Origin of the sequence: Selenomonas sp. WCT3 (assembly GCA_900100835.1) — a bacterium.
Classification (GTDB): Bacteria; Bacillota; Negativicutes; order Selenomonadales; family Selenomonadaceae; genus Selenomonas_A; species Selenomonas_A ruminantium_E.
Map to the genome: position 1 here is coordinate 29,864 of FNCM01000011.1, position 17,196 is coordinate 47,059.

Consider the following 17,196-nt stretch of genomic DNA (forward strand, 5'->3'; position numbering starts at 1 on the left):
TCATCAGCCTTCCTTTGCAAAAAGTGCAATCAGTGTGTTTACGATACCAGCTACGGCATAGGTGCAGAAAACTGCCACTGCCAGCGCCGGCAGCAAAGCCTCGCGGCCAAACCAAAGGATAGCGGCGAACATGACTGCCGCCAAAGCCTTTGTGATGAGGAAAATCGGCTCTGCCCCATCCCCTTTAAAGTTCGGGTAATGGACGTGGCTCACCATCAGCCAGCCGACAATTGCCATAAGGACAGGATAAGCCAAACCAAAGCCCATGGGGTCAATACCTAACAGCACAAACAGCAGCGTCGTCATGGCAACAATATTGCCGCCTGCCGGAATTGCCAAGCCCATAAAGTAACCATGAACCACATCGGCATTGACGTTAAAGCGAGCCAGGCGCCACATGCCGCAGACAGCGAACAGGATAACCACTGCCATGCCGAGGAAATCATAGTTATGCAGCACGAAGGCCCAAGCTAAAAAACCCGGTGCAATACCAAAGGAACCCAAATCACAAAGGGAGTCCATCTCTTTGCCCATTTCACTGGACACACCAAAGAAACGCGCCGTACGGCCATCGAGACCGTCGGCCACCAGAGCCAGCAAAATGAAGATAGAGCCCCATATGAGGTCTCCGCGATAAGTTGCCAAAATAGAGCACATACCAAATACCAAGTTCATCGATGTGCAAAGATTAGGTATAAACCGTCTGTAATCCATCAGTCTTTAATCCTCCCAAGTATGGTTTGTCCGCCAGCAACCTTTTGTCCCTTTTCTACCATGATTTCTACATTTTTCGGCATGACTACCTCCAGGCAGGAACCGAACTTAATCATGCCGTAGAGCTCACCCTGCTGGAGCTTGTCATCCAGCGTGACATAGGAAACAATGCGGCGGGCCAAAATGCCGGCAATCTGTTTGACACTGATACGAATGCGGTCATTTTCAATGCCCAGTACATGATGCTCGTTTTCAAACCCAACGGTATCCTTATAGGCCGGGCGGAAACGTCCGCAGAAATACTTCTGCAGCTTAATCTGGCCCTGAATCGGACTGCGATTCACATGCACGTTGAAAACCGACATAAAGATAACGACCTTATTGCAAGGTTCTTTTACAAATTCATCCGTCTCTAAGGGTACGATATCCGTTACCGTGCCATCTGCCGGTGACAGGACTACCGAATCATCCCGCTCAATATGACGTTTCGGATTGCGGAAGAAATAGCAGAAGTAAAGCATTAATACAAAAGGAATAGCCGCTACATAAGGATGCCAGGACAATCCCAATACCACGCCCAATACAGCGCAGCCAAAAATAAACGGATATCCTTCAGATATAATAGGAGCCAAGCTCCCACCTCCTATATAAATACGAAACAACAACACGACAATTATAGGGAAAAAATGCGTCTTTGTCTATGCACACCTTACTTTTTGGCTGCATGAACCTTGAGCACAAACTTCGGCAATGCCATAAGGCGTCCTGCCCGTTTCGGCTGCAGCATACCGCGGAAGAGCCATTCGAGTTTTGCTTTCTGCATCCAAAGCGGTGCCCGTTTCATGACACCAGCCATAACATCCAGGGTACCACCCACACCAATGGATACGGGAACCCCCAACTCCGCTTTATGCTTGTAGAGCCACTTCTCCTGCTTTGGCACCCCTAAAGCCGCCAAAAGCAGATCCGGTTTTGCCGCTTTTATCTGGGCAATGATTTCCGGTTCATCCTTCTCCGTGAAGAAGCCATTGCGAACCCCGACAATCTCAATGCCCGGGTAGAGTGCTTCCGCCTTTGCCTTGGCTTTTTCCGCCACCCCTGGGGCCGAACCGAAAAAGAATACCCGACGCTTTTTCTGCGGGGCGATGCGCATGAGCTCCTGGGCCAAGTCAAAACCAGCCACACGCTCCGGCATATCATGCCCCAAATGATGGGCCGCCCAAACCGTGCCAGCTCCATCGGGAACCACTAAAGCCGCATCGTTTAAGATGTCTCGCAGCTCCTTGTCATGGGTTGCCCGCATAATCATCTCCGCATTGGCAGTCGCAATGAGTACGTTCTGCTTTTCATCCATATAATCCTGTACCTGCGCCACGGCCTGCGACATGGTGACAGAATCTACGTTTACACCTAATATATCGATTTTATCGGACACGCTGTTCCCTCCAATTAATCAAAACACTCATTTTGTTAGTGTACTACAAAAAAAAAGGAGCGTCAACTCCTCGAGACGCTCCCGTATTTTCCTTTTCCCAGTCTCCTCCTTATGAAAGAGCTTCTACTGGCCGGTGTTTTCCTTGTTCGTTCCGTTTTGCCATCTGCCGCATTTTTATCAACGCCCGGCGCGAGGCATAGAACCGCAGGCAAAAGATAATGGCCACGATTCCCATATAGACGAGAAAAGCCCCAAAGGTTTGGGCAATATCCCCCAGCCCCGCACCGCGGGCAATAATATCCCGCTGGAAGTGAAACTCCCAGGTAAGGGGGAATATATGACTAAACCTGACCACCCAGGGGGCAAAAAACGTGGTAGGTCCAGTCATACCACCTAAGACAAATCCTCCCGGAATAAAAAGGATCATGCGGCTGGACGCAATGCCAGGATTAGCCGCCGTCCAACCAAAGAACAAGCTAAGGGCCCCAACTGTCAGGATGTAAAACAACTGGATAAACAAAAAAGTCAACAAATTGCCGGAAAATCTAAGGTCTCCCCAAACGCGCAGGACAGCCAGTCCCAGCACCCAGGACACCAACAGACAGCCACCATACGGTAGAATGCGGACAATAAGGTCCCACGGCGTTCCCTCCAACAGGATTGGCTCTAATTGATGAGAAAGGCGAAGACGCGGTATCATGCCAATGGTCGCAAAGGTAAAAAACATAGACCCGAAGAAGAACAAAAAGCCTAAGGTCTCCCCATTATCCTTGGAATCCTGGGGATTGAACAAGTTGCGCGAGGCAAGGCTGAGCTGCCCGCGGATGCTGTCATTCGTGCTACCGACATCGCCCTGGGCTGCCGCATTGTCCAGTCCAACGATTTCATTTAAGGCTTCCTTGATGTTACTCGTCTGGGCCGTATTGGTATTATCATAAAAGACTCCAATATTCGTTGCGACACCCGTATACCGTTCTTTTTCTAGTCCCTGCGGAAAATATACCACGGCCGCCGCGCGGTCCTGGTAAAAAAGCTCCTTGGGGTCCATGGCTGTATTGATTACCGCCGTTACCTTCATATACTCCGACGCCTCAATGCGATTGGTCAGCTCCCGGGTATAGGCGGAATTGTCCAGGTCGATAATAGCCACCTTGGCATCTTTGGCAAAATTTCCATTTAAAATTACCGACAGGAATACGGTAATGACCATGGCCACCAGGATGCAAACCTTTTCATAGGGCATCCCCTGGCCGGAAAACAAAAACTTTACTTCATCTTTTAGTGAATTCACGTTCGTTCACCTCAATGGTCATTCCCGGGATAATCCCATCCTGGGGGTCAATGTAAACACGAACCTGGAAAGCAGAAAGGTCTGCCTGTCCTTTCTCCCGGGTTGATTTTAAGTCAGCAAATCCCGGCGCCTGAGAGAGCAAACGAACTGTCCCCGTAACTTCGCGCTCGCCAGCAACCGTGGTTCCTTTAATCGCCTGTCCTTCCTGCAGGTTAGCCGCCTGCTTTTCACTGATATAAATATCGTAATAGCTGCGAGTGCTTTCCAACAGCACCACCGGCGTCGATGGGGAAATCATCTCCCCTTCTTTGACCAAAACCTTTAGTACCTTGCCATCTTCTGGTGCCCGGAGCGTCAGCCGCTCCTTGGCTACTTCCAACTCTTTCAATTGAACTTCCAGCGCTTGTTTTTGCTGCTGAAGGGATTCTACATCGTTGCTCATATTGGCCGCCGCTTGACGCTGCTGTCCGACGGTATCGGAAGCACTGCCATTATAGCCAGCCCGCAATTTTTGCAACAGCTCCTGCTGTTGTTCTAAGCTAGCCTTAGAAACCTGCAAGGACATTTCTGCATCATCAAGCTGACTTCTAGAAATTGCCCCCGCATCAAATAAAGATATTTTGCGATTATAATCGATCTGGGAATTGCGAAGGGTTGCCGCAGCGGCCGAAACAGCGGCAGTCTGCTGGTCAATCTGCCGGCTGCTCTGGCTGGCATCCGTATCGGCCTTTTGGTAATTGATGCTCTGGGTGCCACTGGTCGAACGAATCTGCGCATCCATCTGCGCAATTTGCGCCTTGAGCTTTTCCATGGCCAAATCCGTATCCGTGGAATCCAGTTCCATAATGACATCGCCTTTTTTTACATAGTCTCCCTCTTTTACGGACTCTTTAATAAGACGTCCACCAACCGAATCAAAGGACAGCTTGATTTGTTCCGCCGTCAAAATGCCTTCTTTTTTCTCAGTGGCCAGAGCCAGGGCATCGTTCCCTTTATACATCAAGATTAAGCCACCAATAAGCAGCAGCGCGATAAATACGATTCCCGTCCGCGTTGCTTTTCGTTTTGCATTCATTTCTCTTTCTCCTTAAAATTAGTTTGATTACTAACTATATAAGCAGAGAAGTGCCTTGCTTCTCTATTCATGCTCATGGTCTGGCGAAACCATTACAAGGCTAACTTTTTCAGCAGATGTATGAGCTCTTTTTGCTCAGACTCAGAGAGTTTTTCCATCAGCTTGGTAACGCGAAGATAATGCGGCGGCAGGATTTTTTCCATAAAGGCTGTGCCTTCCTCCGTTAAAATCACCAGCTTACCACGTCCATCATCAGCAGCCGGGCGAATCACTACCATCCCATCGCGCTCTAACCGCTGCAACATGTTGCTGATGGTTGCCCGGGTCACCCCCACCTTTTCGGCCAGTTCCGATGGTGCAATACCGGTATCACTGTACTGATGCAATACCACCAATGCACAGAACTTCCCCTCTGACAGGTTGTGTTCCTTCTGCAACACATCCAAAATCGACTGCTGAATTTCATCGCCGACGGTCTTTATGCCCAGCATAGCGATTACTGCGGCAGGATTAATTTCCGGAATGATGCGTTTATGGCGTTCCAGCTCCTCCCAAGTCGGTACTATCTCTCGTTTCACAACAGCGCCTCCACTTAGTTAGTTTGCTAATTACTTATTATAGAGATTTATGAAGAAATGTCAAGCAACGCCGCAATGGAACGAAGCAGTACCGGCATCTCAATGGGTTTAGCAATATGCCCATTCATTCCCGCCGCAAAGGCCTCCTGTCTATCCTCGGCAAAGGCATTAGCGGTCATGGCTAGAATTGGTATCCCTGCCTTTTTCGCGTCAGGCAATGCCCGGATGGCTCTGGCGGCCTCATAACCATTCATTTGGGGCATCTGTACATCCATCAAAATCAAATCATAAGTATCCGCTGGCGCCGCCACCAGCAGCTCCACACATTGCTTGCCATTTTCTGCCCGCTCAATCCGCATCCCCGCTTCCTGTAAGAGGGTCATAGCAATCTCCGCATTAATCTCGTTATCTTCCGCCAGCAAAATCGAAATTCCCGCCAGGGATGCTAGCACGGGCTCATCCTGCTGTTTTCCTGTCCCTTGCTTTTCCTTGGCAAAGCGATGGGGAATGCTTACCACAAAGGTAGTGCCCTTCCCTTTTTTACTGGTAACCTCAATTGTCCCGTCCATAAAGTTCACCAGTTTTTTGACAATCGACATGCCAAGACCCGTCCCTTCGATTTTGGTGCTGGTCGTATTGTTTTCGCGGGAGAATTCGTCAAAGACATGGGGCAGGAAATCTTCTGACATCCCAATGCCAGTATCGGAAATCGTCGTCCGAATAATCCCCCAGCCCGCCTTGTCCCCTGGCAGTTCCTCGCATAACAGCCGAACGCTGCCCCCTGGGGCCGTATACTTGCAGGCATTGGATAAGATATTCAAAAACACTTCCCGCAATTTGGTGGTATCACCATAAAAATACTTATGCTGTACATTAACCTCACAGGAAAAAACCAGCTGATTGGCTTTCATCAATTCCTCGACTACCGAATAAATAGTTTCAGCAAAGTCATAGATATTAAACACTTCATTTTCCAGAGCCAATATTCCCTTTTCAATTCGTGCCATTTCTAGGACGTTGTTGATGATTGACAGCAGAACCTTGCTCGCTTCCTTGATTTTCGTCAGATAGTGACGGCAGCGCTCCGCATCGTTCTGATGCTTTTCCAACAAATCCCGAAAGCCCATAATGGCATTCATCGGCGTGCGAATATCATGACTCATGTTGAATAAGAAATTCGTCTTAGCGGCATTGGCCGCTTCGGCAACCTGACGGGCTTCCGCCAATTCCTGCTGTTTTAATTGCTCAGCCATAAACATAGACTGCACGTCGCGAAACCCCGCAATAAAACACGGCGTCCCTTTGATGCTTACATCCCGGGCGTAGCACGCCTGAAAGTGACAGCGCTTCCCATCGAGATTGGTCCGGGCATAATCAATTCGGTAAACTCCATCATGGGGAATGTGTTTTAGAAGCTCGGCAATACTTGTCTGATGATATAACCGTTTACGATCTTCTGGCACCACATACTTGTCGATATAATTTTGAATCGCCATTTCATAGCTGACTTCCTTAACGCCTTCCAAAACCCGCTTTGTCGTCACGGATTTTGTGTTGCTGCGCACCAGGGAAACCAAATTGAGGGTCGCATCAATATACCAAACGGAACTGTATTCCCGGGATAAGCCATTAATCAGCATATTATACTGTTCGCGCTCATGGGCCGTCTTGTTTTTCTCCCGGGTTTCCTTATCGATGTTTTCGAAGGCACAGACCAGAATAGGTCGTTGGGCCAGCTTCATTATCTTCAAGCGGAAATAGGTGTCGATACCATTTTGACGGGTGCGATACAGCTGAACCACGTAAGGTTCTTTGGTAAGACGCTGATGCAAGTAATCAAGATCGGCCACTTTCATCATATCTGCCGCATCATCGGGATGCACATAGGAATCAATATAGGTCTTCATCAGGGCCCGAGGCGTAAGTTTCTGAGTTTGACTGAATACCACGTGCTTCGCGATATCATTCATGCGTACCGGCTGAACCGAATGGTCGATTACATTCACATAATAGATGGCGCTATAGCATTCAGCCAGCAAATCCACCGTCTGCTGCATCAGCCCCTCATGTTCTTTCTGACTGGTAATGTTCTCAATGGCAAAAATCACCTGGGAAACGGGATTTTTCTCCCCCATGCGGATAAAATCCAGCCGATACCAGCCCTTATCGAGAACTTGCACCACCAAAGAGATTCGCTTGGTGCTATGAAGACGATTGGCTAATGTTGACAGGTCAATAAATTCGGCTACCTCTTGATGGGAACCGCGAACGGTTGCCATGGCAAGTAATGCCGCCAACTGTTCTTGCAGGCTCTTCTCCCCCGACATGACTCGTTCTAACGACGGGTCAGACTTCACCGAATAAAATTTTCCCTGTTGAAGGTCAAGAATTTGAACCAATCCGTATCTTTCCGCCATCGCGACCAGTGCGTCGCTGCAATCTTTCAGCCATTCCATTCTATCGCCCTCTTCGCTTTGCCACCTGCTCCAATCTCCTTATAGTATTCGTTCCCTTCCGGTATTTTCCTTGTTCTTGACTATAGAAAAAGCACCTTTCCCAAACTTCGCTTGGGAAAGGTGCCTTATCAGCCAGCAATAGCGAAATGCTTACTGCTCCTGTTTATTTTCTTTTTTCTTGACAGCCGTGCGGATGGAAAGTTCGCGGAGCTGTTTTTCCTCAACCGGCGACGGTGCAGCCGACATGACGTCACGAGCACTCTGGTTTTTCGGGAAGGCGATGACATCGCGAATGGAATCGCGTTTTGCCATGAGCATGACGAGACGGTCGAGGCCAAATGCCAGACCACCATGTGGCGGCGTACCATACTGGAAGGCATCCATCATGAAGCCGAACTTCTCATGAGCCTGCTCGTAAGTGAGGCCCAGAGACTCGAAGACTTTCTCCTGCAGCTCTGCATTGTAGATACGCAAGGAACCGCCACCGACTTCGACGCCGTTGAGGACCATATCATAGGCCTTAGCTTTTACGCGGCCCGGGTCGGACTGCAGATACTGGATATCCTCGTCACGGGGTGCCGTGAACGGATGATGCATAGCTTTCCAGCGTTTCTCTTCGTCGCTCCACTCGTACATTGGGAAGTCGACAACCCAGAGGAAGCGCAGGGCATCCGGGTCGATGAGGTTGCGCTCTTTGCCCATCTCGAGACGGAGCTGGCCAAGAGCCGTGTCAACGACGAGGCGCTTGTCAGCAACGACCAGCAGCAGGTCGCCCGTCTTGGCACCCGTAGCCTCAGCGATTTTCGCAAACGTCTCATCGCTGTAGAATTTCTTGAACGGGCTCTTGATGCCCTCTTCGCTGTACTGGATCCAGGCAAGGCCTTTCGCGCCATAGATCTGGACAAACTTGACGAGGTCGTCGAGGCGGCGGCGCGGAATGTCAGCATAACCGTCAACCTTGATGCACTTGACCATGCCGCCGTTTTCGATAACGGCGTTGAATACCTTGAAGTCCGAACCTTTGACGAACTCGGAGATATCCATGAGCGGCATGTCGAAGCGGAGATCCGGCTTATCGGAACCGTATTTATCCATAGCCGTATCCCAATCCATACGCTCAAACGGCGTCTCGATCTTCGCACCGATAGCCTTCTCGAACATCTCTTTGGCGAGCTCTTCCATCAGGCCCAGGATCTGATCCTGATCCATGAAGGACATCTCGATATCGAGCTGCGTGAACTCCGGCTGACGGTCAGCACGGAGGTCCTCATCGCGGAAGCAGCGGACAATCTGGAAATACTTCTCGAAGCCAGCGACCTGCAGGATCTGCTTGAAGATCTGCGGGGACTGCGGCAAAGCGTAGAACTCGCCCGGATTTACGCGGCTCGGAACCAGGAAGTCACGAGCACCTTCCGGCGTGCTCTTGCAGAGCATCGGCGTCTCGATCTCGAGGAAGCCGTTGCGGTCAAAGAAGTCACGCATGATCTTCGTGACGCGGTGACGCAGCATGATGTTCTTCTGCATCTCCGGACGACGAAGATCCAGATAACGATACTTGAGGCGAATCTTCTCATCGACATCGACACCATCCTGGATGTAGAACGGCGGCGTTTTCGCCTCATTGAGGATACGCAGTTCAGCGCAAACGACCTCAACTTCACCAGTCTCCATATTCGGATTGATGGTCTCTTCGCTGCGGGCGCGGATTTTACCGCGGACAGCGATGCAGAACTCGTTACGCAGGGACTCAGCCTTGTGGAACGTGCCCTCATTCATGGAAGCCTCATCGAATACGACCTGCACGAAACCAGAACGGTCACGCATGTCAACGAAAATCAGACCACCATGATCACGACGACGGGAGACCCAGCCGCAAAGTACAACTTCCTGGTCAACGTCGGTTTTGCGAAGCGCACCGCAGTGATGCGTGCGCTTCATGCCTTGTAATGTTTCCATTAACCTTTCACCTCAGCACATAGCTTTTCTATTATTGTATCAAAAGAAACCTTCTGCTGCTCACTCTTTTCCATATCCTTGAGCATCACGCAGGATTCCTTGACTTCGTCTTCACCGATGATCAGCGCAAAGCGGGCATTGGCCTTGTTTGCCTGTTTCATCTGGGCCTTCATACTGCGGCCCGCATAATCCATCCCAGCCTTGAGGCCAGCCTGGCGCAACTGGGTCAGCAGCTTGAAGGCAGGGCCCTGGGCCGCATCGCCGAGCGCTACCACATACGCGTCGGTCTTCTTGTCCATCTCTGGCAGCAGATCCTGTTTCTCGAGAGCCAGCAGGACGCGCTCGAGACCCGTAGCAAAGCCAACGGCTGGCGTCGGTTTACCACCGATTTCCTCGATGAGGCCATCGTAACGGCCACCGCCAGCCACAGCACTCTGTGCCCCTAGCGGCGCATACTTGATTTCAAAGGCCGTTTTCGTGTAGTAATCGAGGCCGCGAACCAAGCGCGGGTCAAGCTCGAACTCAATGCCAGCATCGTGAAGGTACTGCTGAACCTTGTGGAAATGCTCCTGGCACTCGTCGCAGAGGCAGTCCGTGATTTTCGGCGCATCAGCCATATAGGGTTTATCCGCATCAGCCTTGCAGTCGAGGATGCGCAGTGGGCTGCGCTCAAAGCGGTCTTTGCAGTCATCACAAAGGTCATCGAGCTTATCGCGGAAGTAGTTCTGAAGAACCTCCCGATACTTCGGACGGCAATGCGGGCAGCCAACGGAGTTCAGGCTCAGCTTAAGGTCTTTAAGACCCAGCGAACGCAGGAAATCGATAGCCACCATGATGACTTCCGCATCCACCATCGGATTCTCTTCACCAAGAGCCTCGACACCGAACTGATGGAATTCGCGCATACGGCCGGCCTGGGGACGGTCGTAGCGGAACATCGAGCCGATGTAGAAGAGTTTAACCAGCGACGAGTCGCCGTATAGCTTATTCTGCAAGTAAGCGCGAACAGCCGAAGCCGTGTTTTCCGGGCGCAACGTAATGCTACGGTCGCCGCGGTCCTTAAAGGTATACATTTCCTTATCGACTACATCGGTGCCCTCACCGATGCCGCGATGAAAAAGCTCCGTGTGCTCAAATACTGGCGTACGGATTTCCTCAAATCCATAGCGACCGCAAAGCTCACGAATCTTCTGTTCAACATAATTCCATTCGCCGACGGTATCCGGCAGAATGTCTTTGGTTCCCCGAGGGGCATTGGTTAACATTCGTTGGTTTCCCCCTGTTTGCCACAGGCTTCCTCTAAGAGCTGCCTGCGTTTTTCTATATAGATATCTACATCACGCAGATATGTTACCAAATCTTTGGCATTAAAGGATGACTTCATGCGTTTGCGGGCAAAGTCTACCACCTTTGTAGTAGCGGAGCCGCCAATGCCGATAATGGTCTGATGTTCTTCCATAATCTGGATGTTATACATGCCCTCTGCCCCCTTACGGCAGCAGCCGACATTTTCCAAATCACCGGACATATAGCCCTGGCGATAAAGGTAATAGGGCTGGTAGCCGCCTTGTTTGATAAAGGACATCGCTACCTCGGACATCTTGCGGGTTTCCGCATCATCCGGCAAGTCCACATGACGTTCCTCCATGATGAGTTTCAAGCGAGAGCCTCGTTTCAAGGCCAAGGCATGCAGGGTAATATCGTCTGGCTTTAGTGCAACGACTTTTTCCATGGTATCCCGAACATCTTCAGCCGTCTCACCGGGAAGCCCCAAGATGAGATCCATATTGATTTCGGGGATGCCCGCTTTGCGCAGCGCCTGATACATGGTCACCACATCCTCTGGTGTATGCTGACGACCAATGATTTTCAGCGTGCGCTGCTGCATGGTCTGCGGATTGACACTAACCCGACTGACATGATAGTCCACCATCGCCTGGATTTTCGCTGGCGTTATGCTGTCAGGACGGCCTGCTTCAACGGTAAACTCCACCAATTTGGGCCCATAAAAAGCATTATATACCATCTGCATCATATTCGCAAAATATCGGTCTGGAAGAGCCGTCGGCGTGCCGCCGCCGATGTAGATATTCTGCACGGTAAAGCCGTAATGTTCCACCGCTTCTTTGGCCGCCATAAGATCCTTTTGCAGCACTGCCATGAACTTGTCCAGCTGCTTTTCCCCCGGCAGAATGTTGGCGGGGAAAGAGCAGTAGAGGCAACGGGTCAGGCAAAAGGGAATCCCCACGTAGATGCTAATGGTCTTTTCATCCGAAGTCTGCAAAAAAGGCAGTTGACGGAAGGCCATTGGCGTAATGATACGGGCTTTTTCCTCACTGCAGGCAAAGTCCGTCATCAAGCGTTTGACGATAGCCTCTTCCTCCATGCCATAGGAAATCCAGCGATGAACGATTTTCGTCGGCCGAACTCCATGGAGAATGCCCCAGGGTGCCTGGGGCATGTGAAGCTCCTCGATAAAGATATCATAAAGATTCCGCTTGATGGTGCGATTTACGGCCGCTCGTTCCAGTTCATCCCCCTTGCCGGCTGACACTCGGGTCCAGCGCTTAACCGAACCCGAGGCATCAAATAGCAACAGGGTGGTTTCCATGCGAACCAGTTCTCCATCATGGGCACCCTCCTCCGTTACCGGCAGCCGGCGATTAACAACGGACAACTGCTCGTAATCGCTTTCCCCGCGCCGCCCGATGACTTCCACCTTAAAGAGGCTCAGGATTTCCCGGGTAATCTTAGAGATGATTTCTTTTTTCGAATTGAGCGTAAAAGTCCTTACCTTCAAGCCTGCTGACACTCCTTGCAGACTCCATAGAATTTCACCTGATGATTTTCCACATGGAAGCCCATCTTCGTCTCGATGTCCGCCTCCAAATCATCCATCAAATCATCTTCAAACTCAATGACCTTGCCACATCTGGTGCAAATCAAGTGATGGTGATGATGCTCCGATGGATCGGTCGTATTGACCTCGTAGCGGCTGCAGCCATCGCCGAACTCCATTTTCTGCAAGATGCCAAGATCCGATAAGAGTTCCAGGCTACGATAAACCGTCGCCAGACCAATCTCTGATTTGCTTTCCCGCAAAATGTTATGAACATCTTCGGCGGAAAGATGTTCCCCCGGATGTTCGAGGAAAATCTGCAGAACCGTCTGACGCTGCGGCGTCATTTTGTGCTGACGTGCCTGCAGACGTTCCTTTAAATCCTCCATTGTAAAAGTTTGTGCCATAAAACCCACCCCTTTATTTCTATCAATAAAACGTACGGTATCTCCGTCATATAACACACAAATTATATGAATCAAATATATTCATTATAGCAGAAATCCCCTCGTATGACAAACAAAACGCCAGTCTCTTTGTCATTTTTAAAAAATACTGTCTCCCCTTGCGGAAGACAGTATTTTCTGCATCAGCTATTGGTATTGCTGCTCATTTTTCGCACGACGCTATAAACATCTTTTACCCGGCGAAGCTTCGTGATAATCTGGGTTACCTGCGTGGAATTGCGCACATCGAGGCCCAGCATTATCGTCGAAGTCTTGTTGCTGCGATTCGGATTGGCATTAATGCTATGGATGTTCAACTTCATCTCGGTGGGAATCGCCAAAACGTTGTTGAGGATACCACTGCGGTCGTTGCAGACGATTTCCAATTCGACGGTATACTGCTTATCCAGACCAATATCCCAGCCCACTTCGATCATGCGGGAAAAATCCGTATCCTGCAATACGTTGGGGCAATCCGTCCGATGTACTGATACGCCGCGGCCGCGGGTGACAAAACCGATAATCGGGTCCCCAGGAATCGGATTGCAACAGCGGGCCAGTCGTACCATAACCCCGCTTTCCCCCTCTACCAGCACGCCATGGCTCGACTTATGCTTCTTGCCATTCTGCTGGGGATGTTTAAGTTCAGCAAGAATCTTGGAGATATCTGGCGGGGTACGCTCCTGAATTTCCTTTTTGTGCATCTCGATGAGCTTCGTCATGATGCCGTGAATTGGAACGCCGCCATAGCCAAGAGCTGCCAGCAAATCATCTTCGGTGAGGATGTTGAGCTTCTTGGCTACTTCCAACAGACGGCCTTCTTTTACAAGTTCCTTCGGCAAATAGCCCAGGCGCTTGGCCTCATCCTTGATGAGCTCAAGACCGCGCTCAATATTTTCTTCGCGCTTTTCTTTCTTGAACCAGGAGCGGATTTTGCTGCGGGTTTCGGAAGAGGCGACGATATTGAGCCAGTCACGGCTGGGGCCATTGTTGGCCTTGTTGGTGATAACCGAGACAATATCGCCATTTTTCAGCTTATGCTCCAGCGGCACCAATTTGCCATTAACCTTGGCCCCGACGCAATGATGTCCCACTTCCGTATGGATGCGGTAGGCAAAATCAATGGGAATCGACCCCTTCGGCAAGTCGATGACATCCCCCTTCGGCGTGAACACAAACACCTCATCGGAGAAGATATCCACCTTCAACGCCTCGAAATATTCCTTCGGGTCCGAAAGTTCCTGCTGAAGATTGACCATCTGGCGAAGCCAGTTCATCTTCTGGTCGACGGCTTTGCCCGCCGTGGCTCCTTTGCCAGCTTCTTTATATTTCCAATGGGCCGCCACACCGTACTCGGATACCTGGTGCATCTGGAAGGTACGTATCTGAATCTCCAGCGGATACCCGCGGGTCATAACCGTCGTGTGCAGGGACTGATAGCCGTTTGATTTTGGCATGGCGATATAATCTTTGAACCGCCCCGGAATCGGCTTCCACATGGCATGAATAACGCCTAGCACCCCATAGCAGTCCTTGACGCTGTCCACCAGAACGCGAACCGCTGACAAATCGTAGATTTCGCTGATATCCTTGTGGTCGCGTTTCATCTTCTTATAGATACTGTAGAAGTGTTTGGCACGCCCTTTGATATCTGCCTTAATATTTGCTTCTTTGAGCTTTTCGGCAATCGCCTCGATGGCCGTGTCAATGAAAATCTGGCGTTCCTTGCGTTTCTGCTTGACATTTTCCACCAAATCGTAGTAAATCTCCGGCTCAAGGTAACGGAGGCACAGGTCTTCCAACTCCCATTTCACGTTGGAAATACCCAGGCGGTTAGCTAATGGCGCATAGATTTCAATGGTTTCCTTGGCGATGCGCTTCTGCTTATCCTCCCGCATGTATTTGAGGGTGCGCATATTGTGCAGGCGGTCTGCCAGCTTTACCATGATGACGCGGATATCCTTGGCCATGGCCAAGAACATCTTGCGGTAGTTTTCCAGCTGGACTTCTTCCTTGGATTTATACTTGATGCGCCCCAGCTTGGTCACGCCATCCACAATCATGGCGACTTCCTCGCCAAACATCTCTTCAATCTGTTCTTTGGTATAGAGTGTGTCCTCAACGACATCATGCAGCAGCGCCGCACTGACCGTTACATCATCGATGTGAAGCTCCGTCAGGATTTGCGCCACATGGAGGGGATGAATGATATAATCTTCTCCCGACACGCGGGTCTGTCCCTTGTGAGCAGCTGCTGCCAAATCGTAGGCACGCTGAATCATCGCTGTATTCGCCTTGGGCTCGTAGGTCAGTACCGACGCGATAATCGATTCAATGGTGACCGGTGCTTTGTCTTTATCGTTCATGTTCGTCCCTCCTTAGCGATGACGTCGATACGTCGGCGAATTATCTAATTCCATCCGCCCAGAAGCCCTGGGCAGGTAGTAGTGATTTTTTTTCAAGTCCAGCCGCAAAAGGCCCAGCTCCTGAAAAATGCGCAGGCCGGTACTCATGGTATACAGGGAAATTCGATTGCCCCAGCGGCAAAAATTCACGGTGAGCTCCGCCGCCGTGTAGGGAATGCCATTTTCCTGCTGCTGAATCCCGTAAAGGAAACGATAAATTGCTACCAATTGTTCCCGTTCTGGGAATACCTTCTCCTTATCGGCAGGCCCTAAAGTATCCACCATGCACTGAAGACTGCGGCGTCCCTGCCATTCGTTGACAGCGGGACTGTAGACCATATCAATAGCCTCTGCATTGACAATACCGGCATATTCGCTCTTGTTCCAAAAGAGCGCATGAATCGGCTCGGAGGGCTTGCCTACTTGGAAACGCAGATGCTGCTTCTGGCTGCCGATTGCCGCCGCCCCCATCGCCCGGATGCCCCGGCAGCCGAAAAGGGGTTTGGGATTGCCCATTCCATAGGGTTCAAAGAGCTCTAATTCTTCCACCAGTTCAAAGGTAATATCTTCCGGTGCCAGTTCAAATTCCACTTTGACTTTGGGAATATAATCCTCGTCCGAAAGCGTCTCAGCTGCCACTTTAGAAAAGGCCGCGCGAAACGCTTCTAGTTCCGAAAGCTTCACCGAAAGACCAGCTGCCTGGGCATGTCCACCGAACTGGATGATGTGCTCCTGGCACTTCTTGAGGGCCTCATACATGTGAAGCCCCTCAATGCTGCGACAAGAGCCCTTGCAAACACCATCTTCCTGAATGCTCAGCACAATCGTCGGTTTATAGTAGCGGTCCACCAAGCGGGAAGCCACGATGCCGATGACGCCGGGATTCCAATTTTCTCCAGCCACCACGATGGCCGGCATATTATCCGGGTCCTTTCCGACCAGCTGCTCTTCTGCCAGCTTCAGAATTTCCTGCTCAATTGCCTGGCGCTGGCTGTTCAGCAGGTCAAGTTCCGACGCCAGCTTATGCGCTTCCTCTTTGCTATCCGAAAGCAGCAGCCGAACTCCTTTGACCCCCGAGCCGATTCGCCCCGCCGCATTGAGCCGCGGCGCCAGCTGAAAGCCCACATGCCCGGTATTTATGGCCTTTTCCTGGATGCCGGCCACCTGGATTAGCTCCCGGACACCAGCAAAGGAAGAATCCTGCATCGCCGCCAGTCCCTCTTTTACAATGCGGCGATTCTCACCAGTCAGCGGAACGATATCGGCAACGGTTCCCAGTGCCACCAATTCCAAATCCTGGGTATAATCTTCCCCTTCCAGTTCACGCCAAAGGGCCTGGCAAAGTTTAAAGGCGACACCAGCACCGCACAATTCCTTATCGGGATAGGGACAATCAGCGCGATGCGGATTGACAACGGCCAAGGCGTCGGGAAGCACATCACCCGGCAGATGATGGTCGGTCACGATGATATCCAATTTTCCCTTCATAGCAGCCACATCATCCACCGAAGCGATGCCGCAATCCACCGATACCAAAAGCGTTACGCCTTTAGCGGCAATCTGCTGAAGTGCAGGCAGATTAAAACCATACCCTTCTTTTACGCGGTCGGGAATATGAAACGATACCGCCGCCCCGAGTTTTTTTAGATTGTGTACGAGCAGTGACGTTGCCGACATGCCATCGACATCATAGTCGCCATAGACCATGATTTTTTCTCCGCCCGCAATCGCTTTTTTGATGCGGACAACAGCTGCATCCATGTCCTTCATGAGAAACGGATCATAAAACGGCTGCTTCTCCGGATGCAAAAAACGCTCTGCTTCCTCTATATTGGTAATCCCACGATGCCACAAAATCCCAGCGGACAATTCCGTAATGCCAAGTTTTTTCGCAAACTCCGCCGACTCAGGCACCGTATCATAAAGTTTCCATTGTTTTAACATTGTTTACAACTCCTACGCTATATATTAACGTATTTTATTACTTTTATCCATATTTTT

13 protein-coding genes are annotated in these 17,196 nt (G+C 50.6%); all 13 read right to left on the reverse strand.

Features of this window, described 5'->3' with window-relative positions:
- Positions 1 to 3: 3 nt before the first annotated feature.
- Positions 4 to 714, reverse strand: a complete 711-nt coding sequence (gene pssA, locus BLQ36_RS09950; RefSeq protein ID WP_074515447.1) for a CDP-diacylglycerol--serine O-phosphatidyltransferase — start codon at positions 712 to 714, stop codon at positions 4 to 6.
- Positions 714 to 1,346 (reverse strand): phosphatidylserine decarboxylase family protein, encoded by a 633-nt coding sequence (locus BLQ36_RS09955; protein ID WP_074515448.1) that lies wholly within the window; start codon positions 1,344 to 1,346, stop codon positions 714 to 716. The genes pssA and BLQ36_RS09955 overlap by 1 nt, the downstream gene beginning before the upstream one ends.
- A 77-nt stretch (positions 1,347 to 1,423) precedes the next feature.
- Positions 1,424 to 2,101 carry a WecB/TagA/CpsF family glycosyltransferase gene (locus tag BLQ36_RS09960; protein ID WP_074515483.1) on the reverse strand — a complete coding sequence of 226 codons (678 nt, stop codon included), beginning with the start codon at positions 2,099 to 2,101 and terminating at the stop codon, positions 1,424 to 1,426.
- A 157-nt stretch (positions 2,102 to 2,258) separates the two neighbouring features.
- Positions 2,259 to 3,440 carry an ABC transporter permease gene (locus tag BLQ36_RS09965; protein ID WP_074515449.1) on the reverse strand — a complete coding sequence of 394 codons (1,182 nt, stop codon included), beginning with the start codon at positions 3,438 to 3,440 and terminating at the stop codon, positions 2,259 to 2,261.
- Positions 3,421 to 4,515 carry an HlyD family secretion protein gene (locus BLQ36_RS09970; protein WP_074515450.1) on the reverse strand — a complete coding sequence of 365 codons (1,095 nt, stop codon included), beginning with the start codon at positions 4,513 to 4,515 and terminating at the stop codon, positions 3,421 to 3,423. The genes BLQ36_RS09965 and BLQ36_RS09970 overlap by 20 nt, the downstream gene beginning before the upstream one ends.
- 92 nt (positions 4,516 to 4,607) lie before the next feature.
- The gene (locus BLQ36_RS09975) at positions 4,608 to 5,093 is read right to left on the reverse strand and encodes a MarR family winged helix-turn-helix transcriptional regulator (RefSeq protein WP_074515451.1); all 486 of its coding nucleotides are present in this window, start codon (positions 5,091 to 5,093) and stop codon (positions 4,608 to 4,610) included.
- A 47-nt stretch (positions 5,094 to 5,140) separates the two neighbouring features.
- Positions 5,141 to 7,549: an ATP-binding protein gene (locus BLQ36_RS09980; protein WP_318260966.1), complete on the reverse strand. Its 2,409-nt coding sequence runs from the start codon at positions 7,547 to 7,549 to the stop codon at positions 5,141 to 5,143.
- Positions 7,550 to 7,699: 150 nt separating this feature from the next.
- Positions 7,700 to 9,505 (reverse strand): aspartate--tRNA ligase, encoded by a 1,806-nt coding sequence (gene aspS / locus BLQ36_RS09985; protein WP_033169348.1) that lies wholly within the window; start codon positions 9,503 to 9,505, stop codon positions 7,700 to 7,702.
- Entirely contained in the window at positions 9,505 to 10,770 is a 1,266-nt protein-coding gene (gene hisS / locus BLQ36_RS09990; RefSeq protein WP_074515452.1) for a histidine--tRNA ligase, read from the reverse strand. Before hisS ends, aspS begins: the two co-directional genes overlap by 1 nt.
- A complete protein-coding gene (hemZ, locus tag BLQ36_RS09995) occupies positions 10,764 to 12,305 on the reverse strand; it encodes a coproporphyrinogen dehydrogenase HemZ (protein ID WP_074515453.1) in 1,542 nt (513 codons plus the stop codon). Before hemZ ends, hisS begins: the two co-directional genes overlap by 7 nt.
- Positions 12,302 to 12,751 (reverse strand): Fur family transcriptional regulator, encoded by a 450-nt coding sequence (locus BLQ36_RS10000; RefSeq protein WP_074515454.1) that lies wholly within the window; start codon positions 12,749 to 12,751, stop codon positions 12,302 to 12,304. The genes hemZ and BLQ36_RS10000 overlap by 4 nt, the downstream gene beginning before the upstream one ends.
- A 182-nt stretch (positions 12,752 to 12,933) precedes the next feature.
- Positions 12,934 to 15,156, reverse strand: coding sequence for a RelA/SpoT family protein (locus BLQ36_RS10005; protein WP_074515455.1), 2,223 nt, complete (start codon positions 15,154 to 15,156; stop codon positions 12,934 to 12,936).
- Positions 15,157 to 15,168: 12 nt separating this feature from the next.
- Positions 15,169 to 17,139, reverse strand: a complete 1,971-nt coding sequence (gene recJ / locus BLQ36_RS10010) for a single-stranded-DNA-specific exonuclease RecJ (protein ID WP_074515456.1) — start codon at positions 17,137 to 17,139, stop codon at positions 15,169 to 15,171.
- Between the last annotated feature and the right edge of the window lie 57 nt (positions 17,140 to 17,196).

Bases quoted from the DNA above. Each gene is read 5' to 3' on its own strand.
- pssA (WP_074515447.1), bottom strand. From the start codon at position 714: ATGGATTACAGACGGTTTATACCTAATCTTTGCACATCGATGAACTTG.
- BLQ36_RS09960 (WP_074515483.1), bottom strand. From the start codon at position 2,101: ATGTCGCAGGCCGTGGCGCAGGTACAGGATTATATGGATGAAAAGCAG.
- BLQ36_RS09970 (WP_074515450.1), bottom strand. From the start codon at position 4,515: ATGAATGCAAAACGAAAAGCAACGCGGACGGGAATCGTATTTATCGCG.
- BLQ36_RS09980 (WP_318260966.1), bottom strand. From the start codon at position 7,549: ATGGAATGGCTGAAAGATTGCAGCGACGCACTGGTCGCGATGGCGGAA.
- aspS (WP_033169348.1), bottom strand. From the start codon at position 9,505: ATGGAAACATTACAAGGCATGAAGCGCACGCATCACTGCGGTGCGCTT.
- hisS (WP_074515452.1), bottom strand. From the start codon at position 10,770: ATGTTAACCAATGCCCCTCGGGGAACCAAAGACATTCTGCCGGATACC.
- BLQ36_RS10000 (WP_074515454.1), bottom strand. From the start codon at position 12,751: ATGGCACAAACTTTTACAATGGAGGATTTAAAGGAACGTCTGCAGGCA.
- BLQ36_RS10005 (WP_074515455.1), bottom strand. From the start codon at position 15,156: ATGAACGATAAAGACAAAGCACCGGTCACCATTGAATCGATTATCGCG.
- recJ (WP_074515456.1), bottom strand. From the start codon at position 17,139: ATGTTAAAACAATGGAAACTTTATGATACGGTGCCTGAGTCGGCGGAG.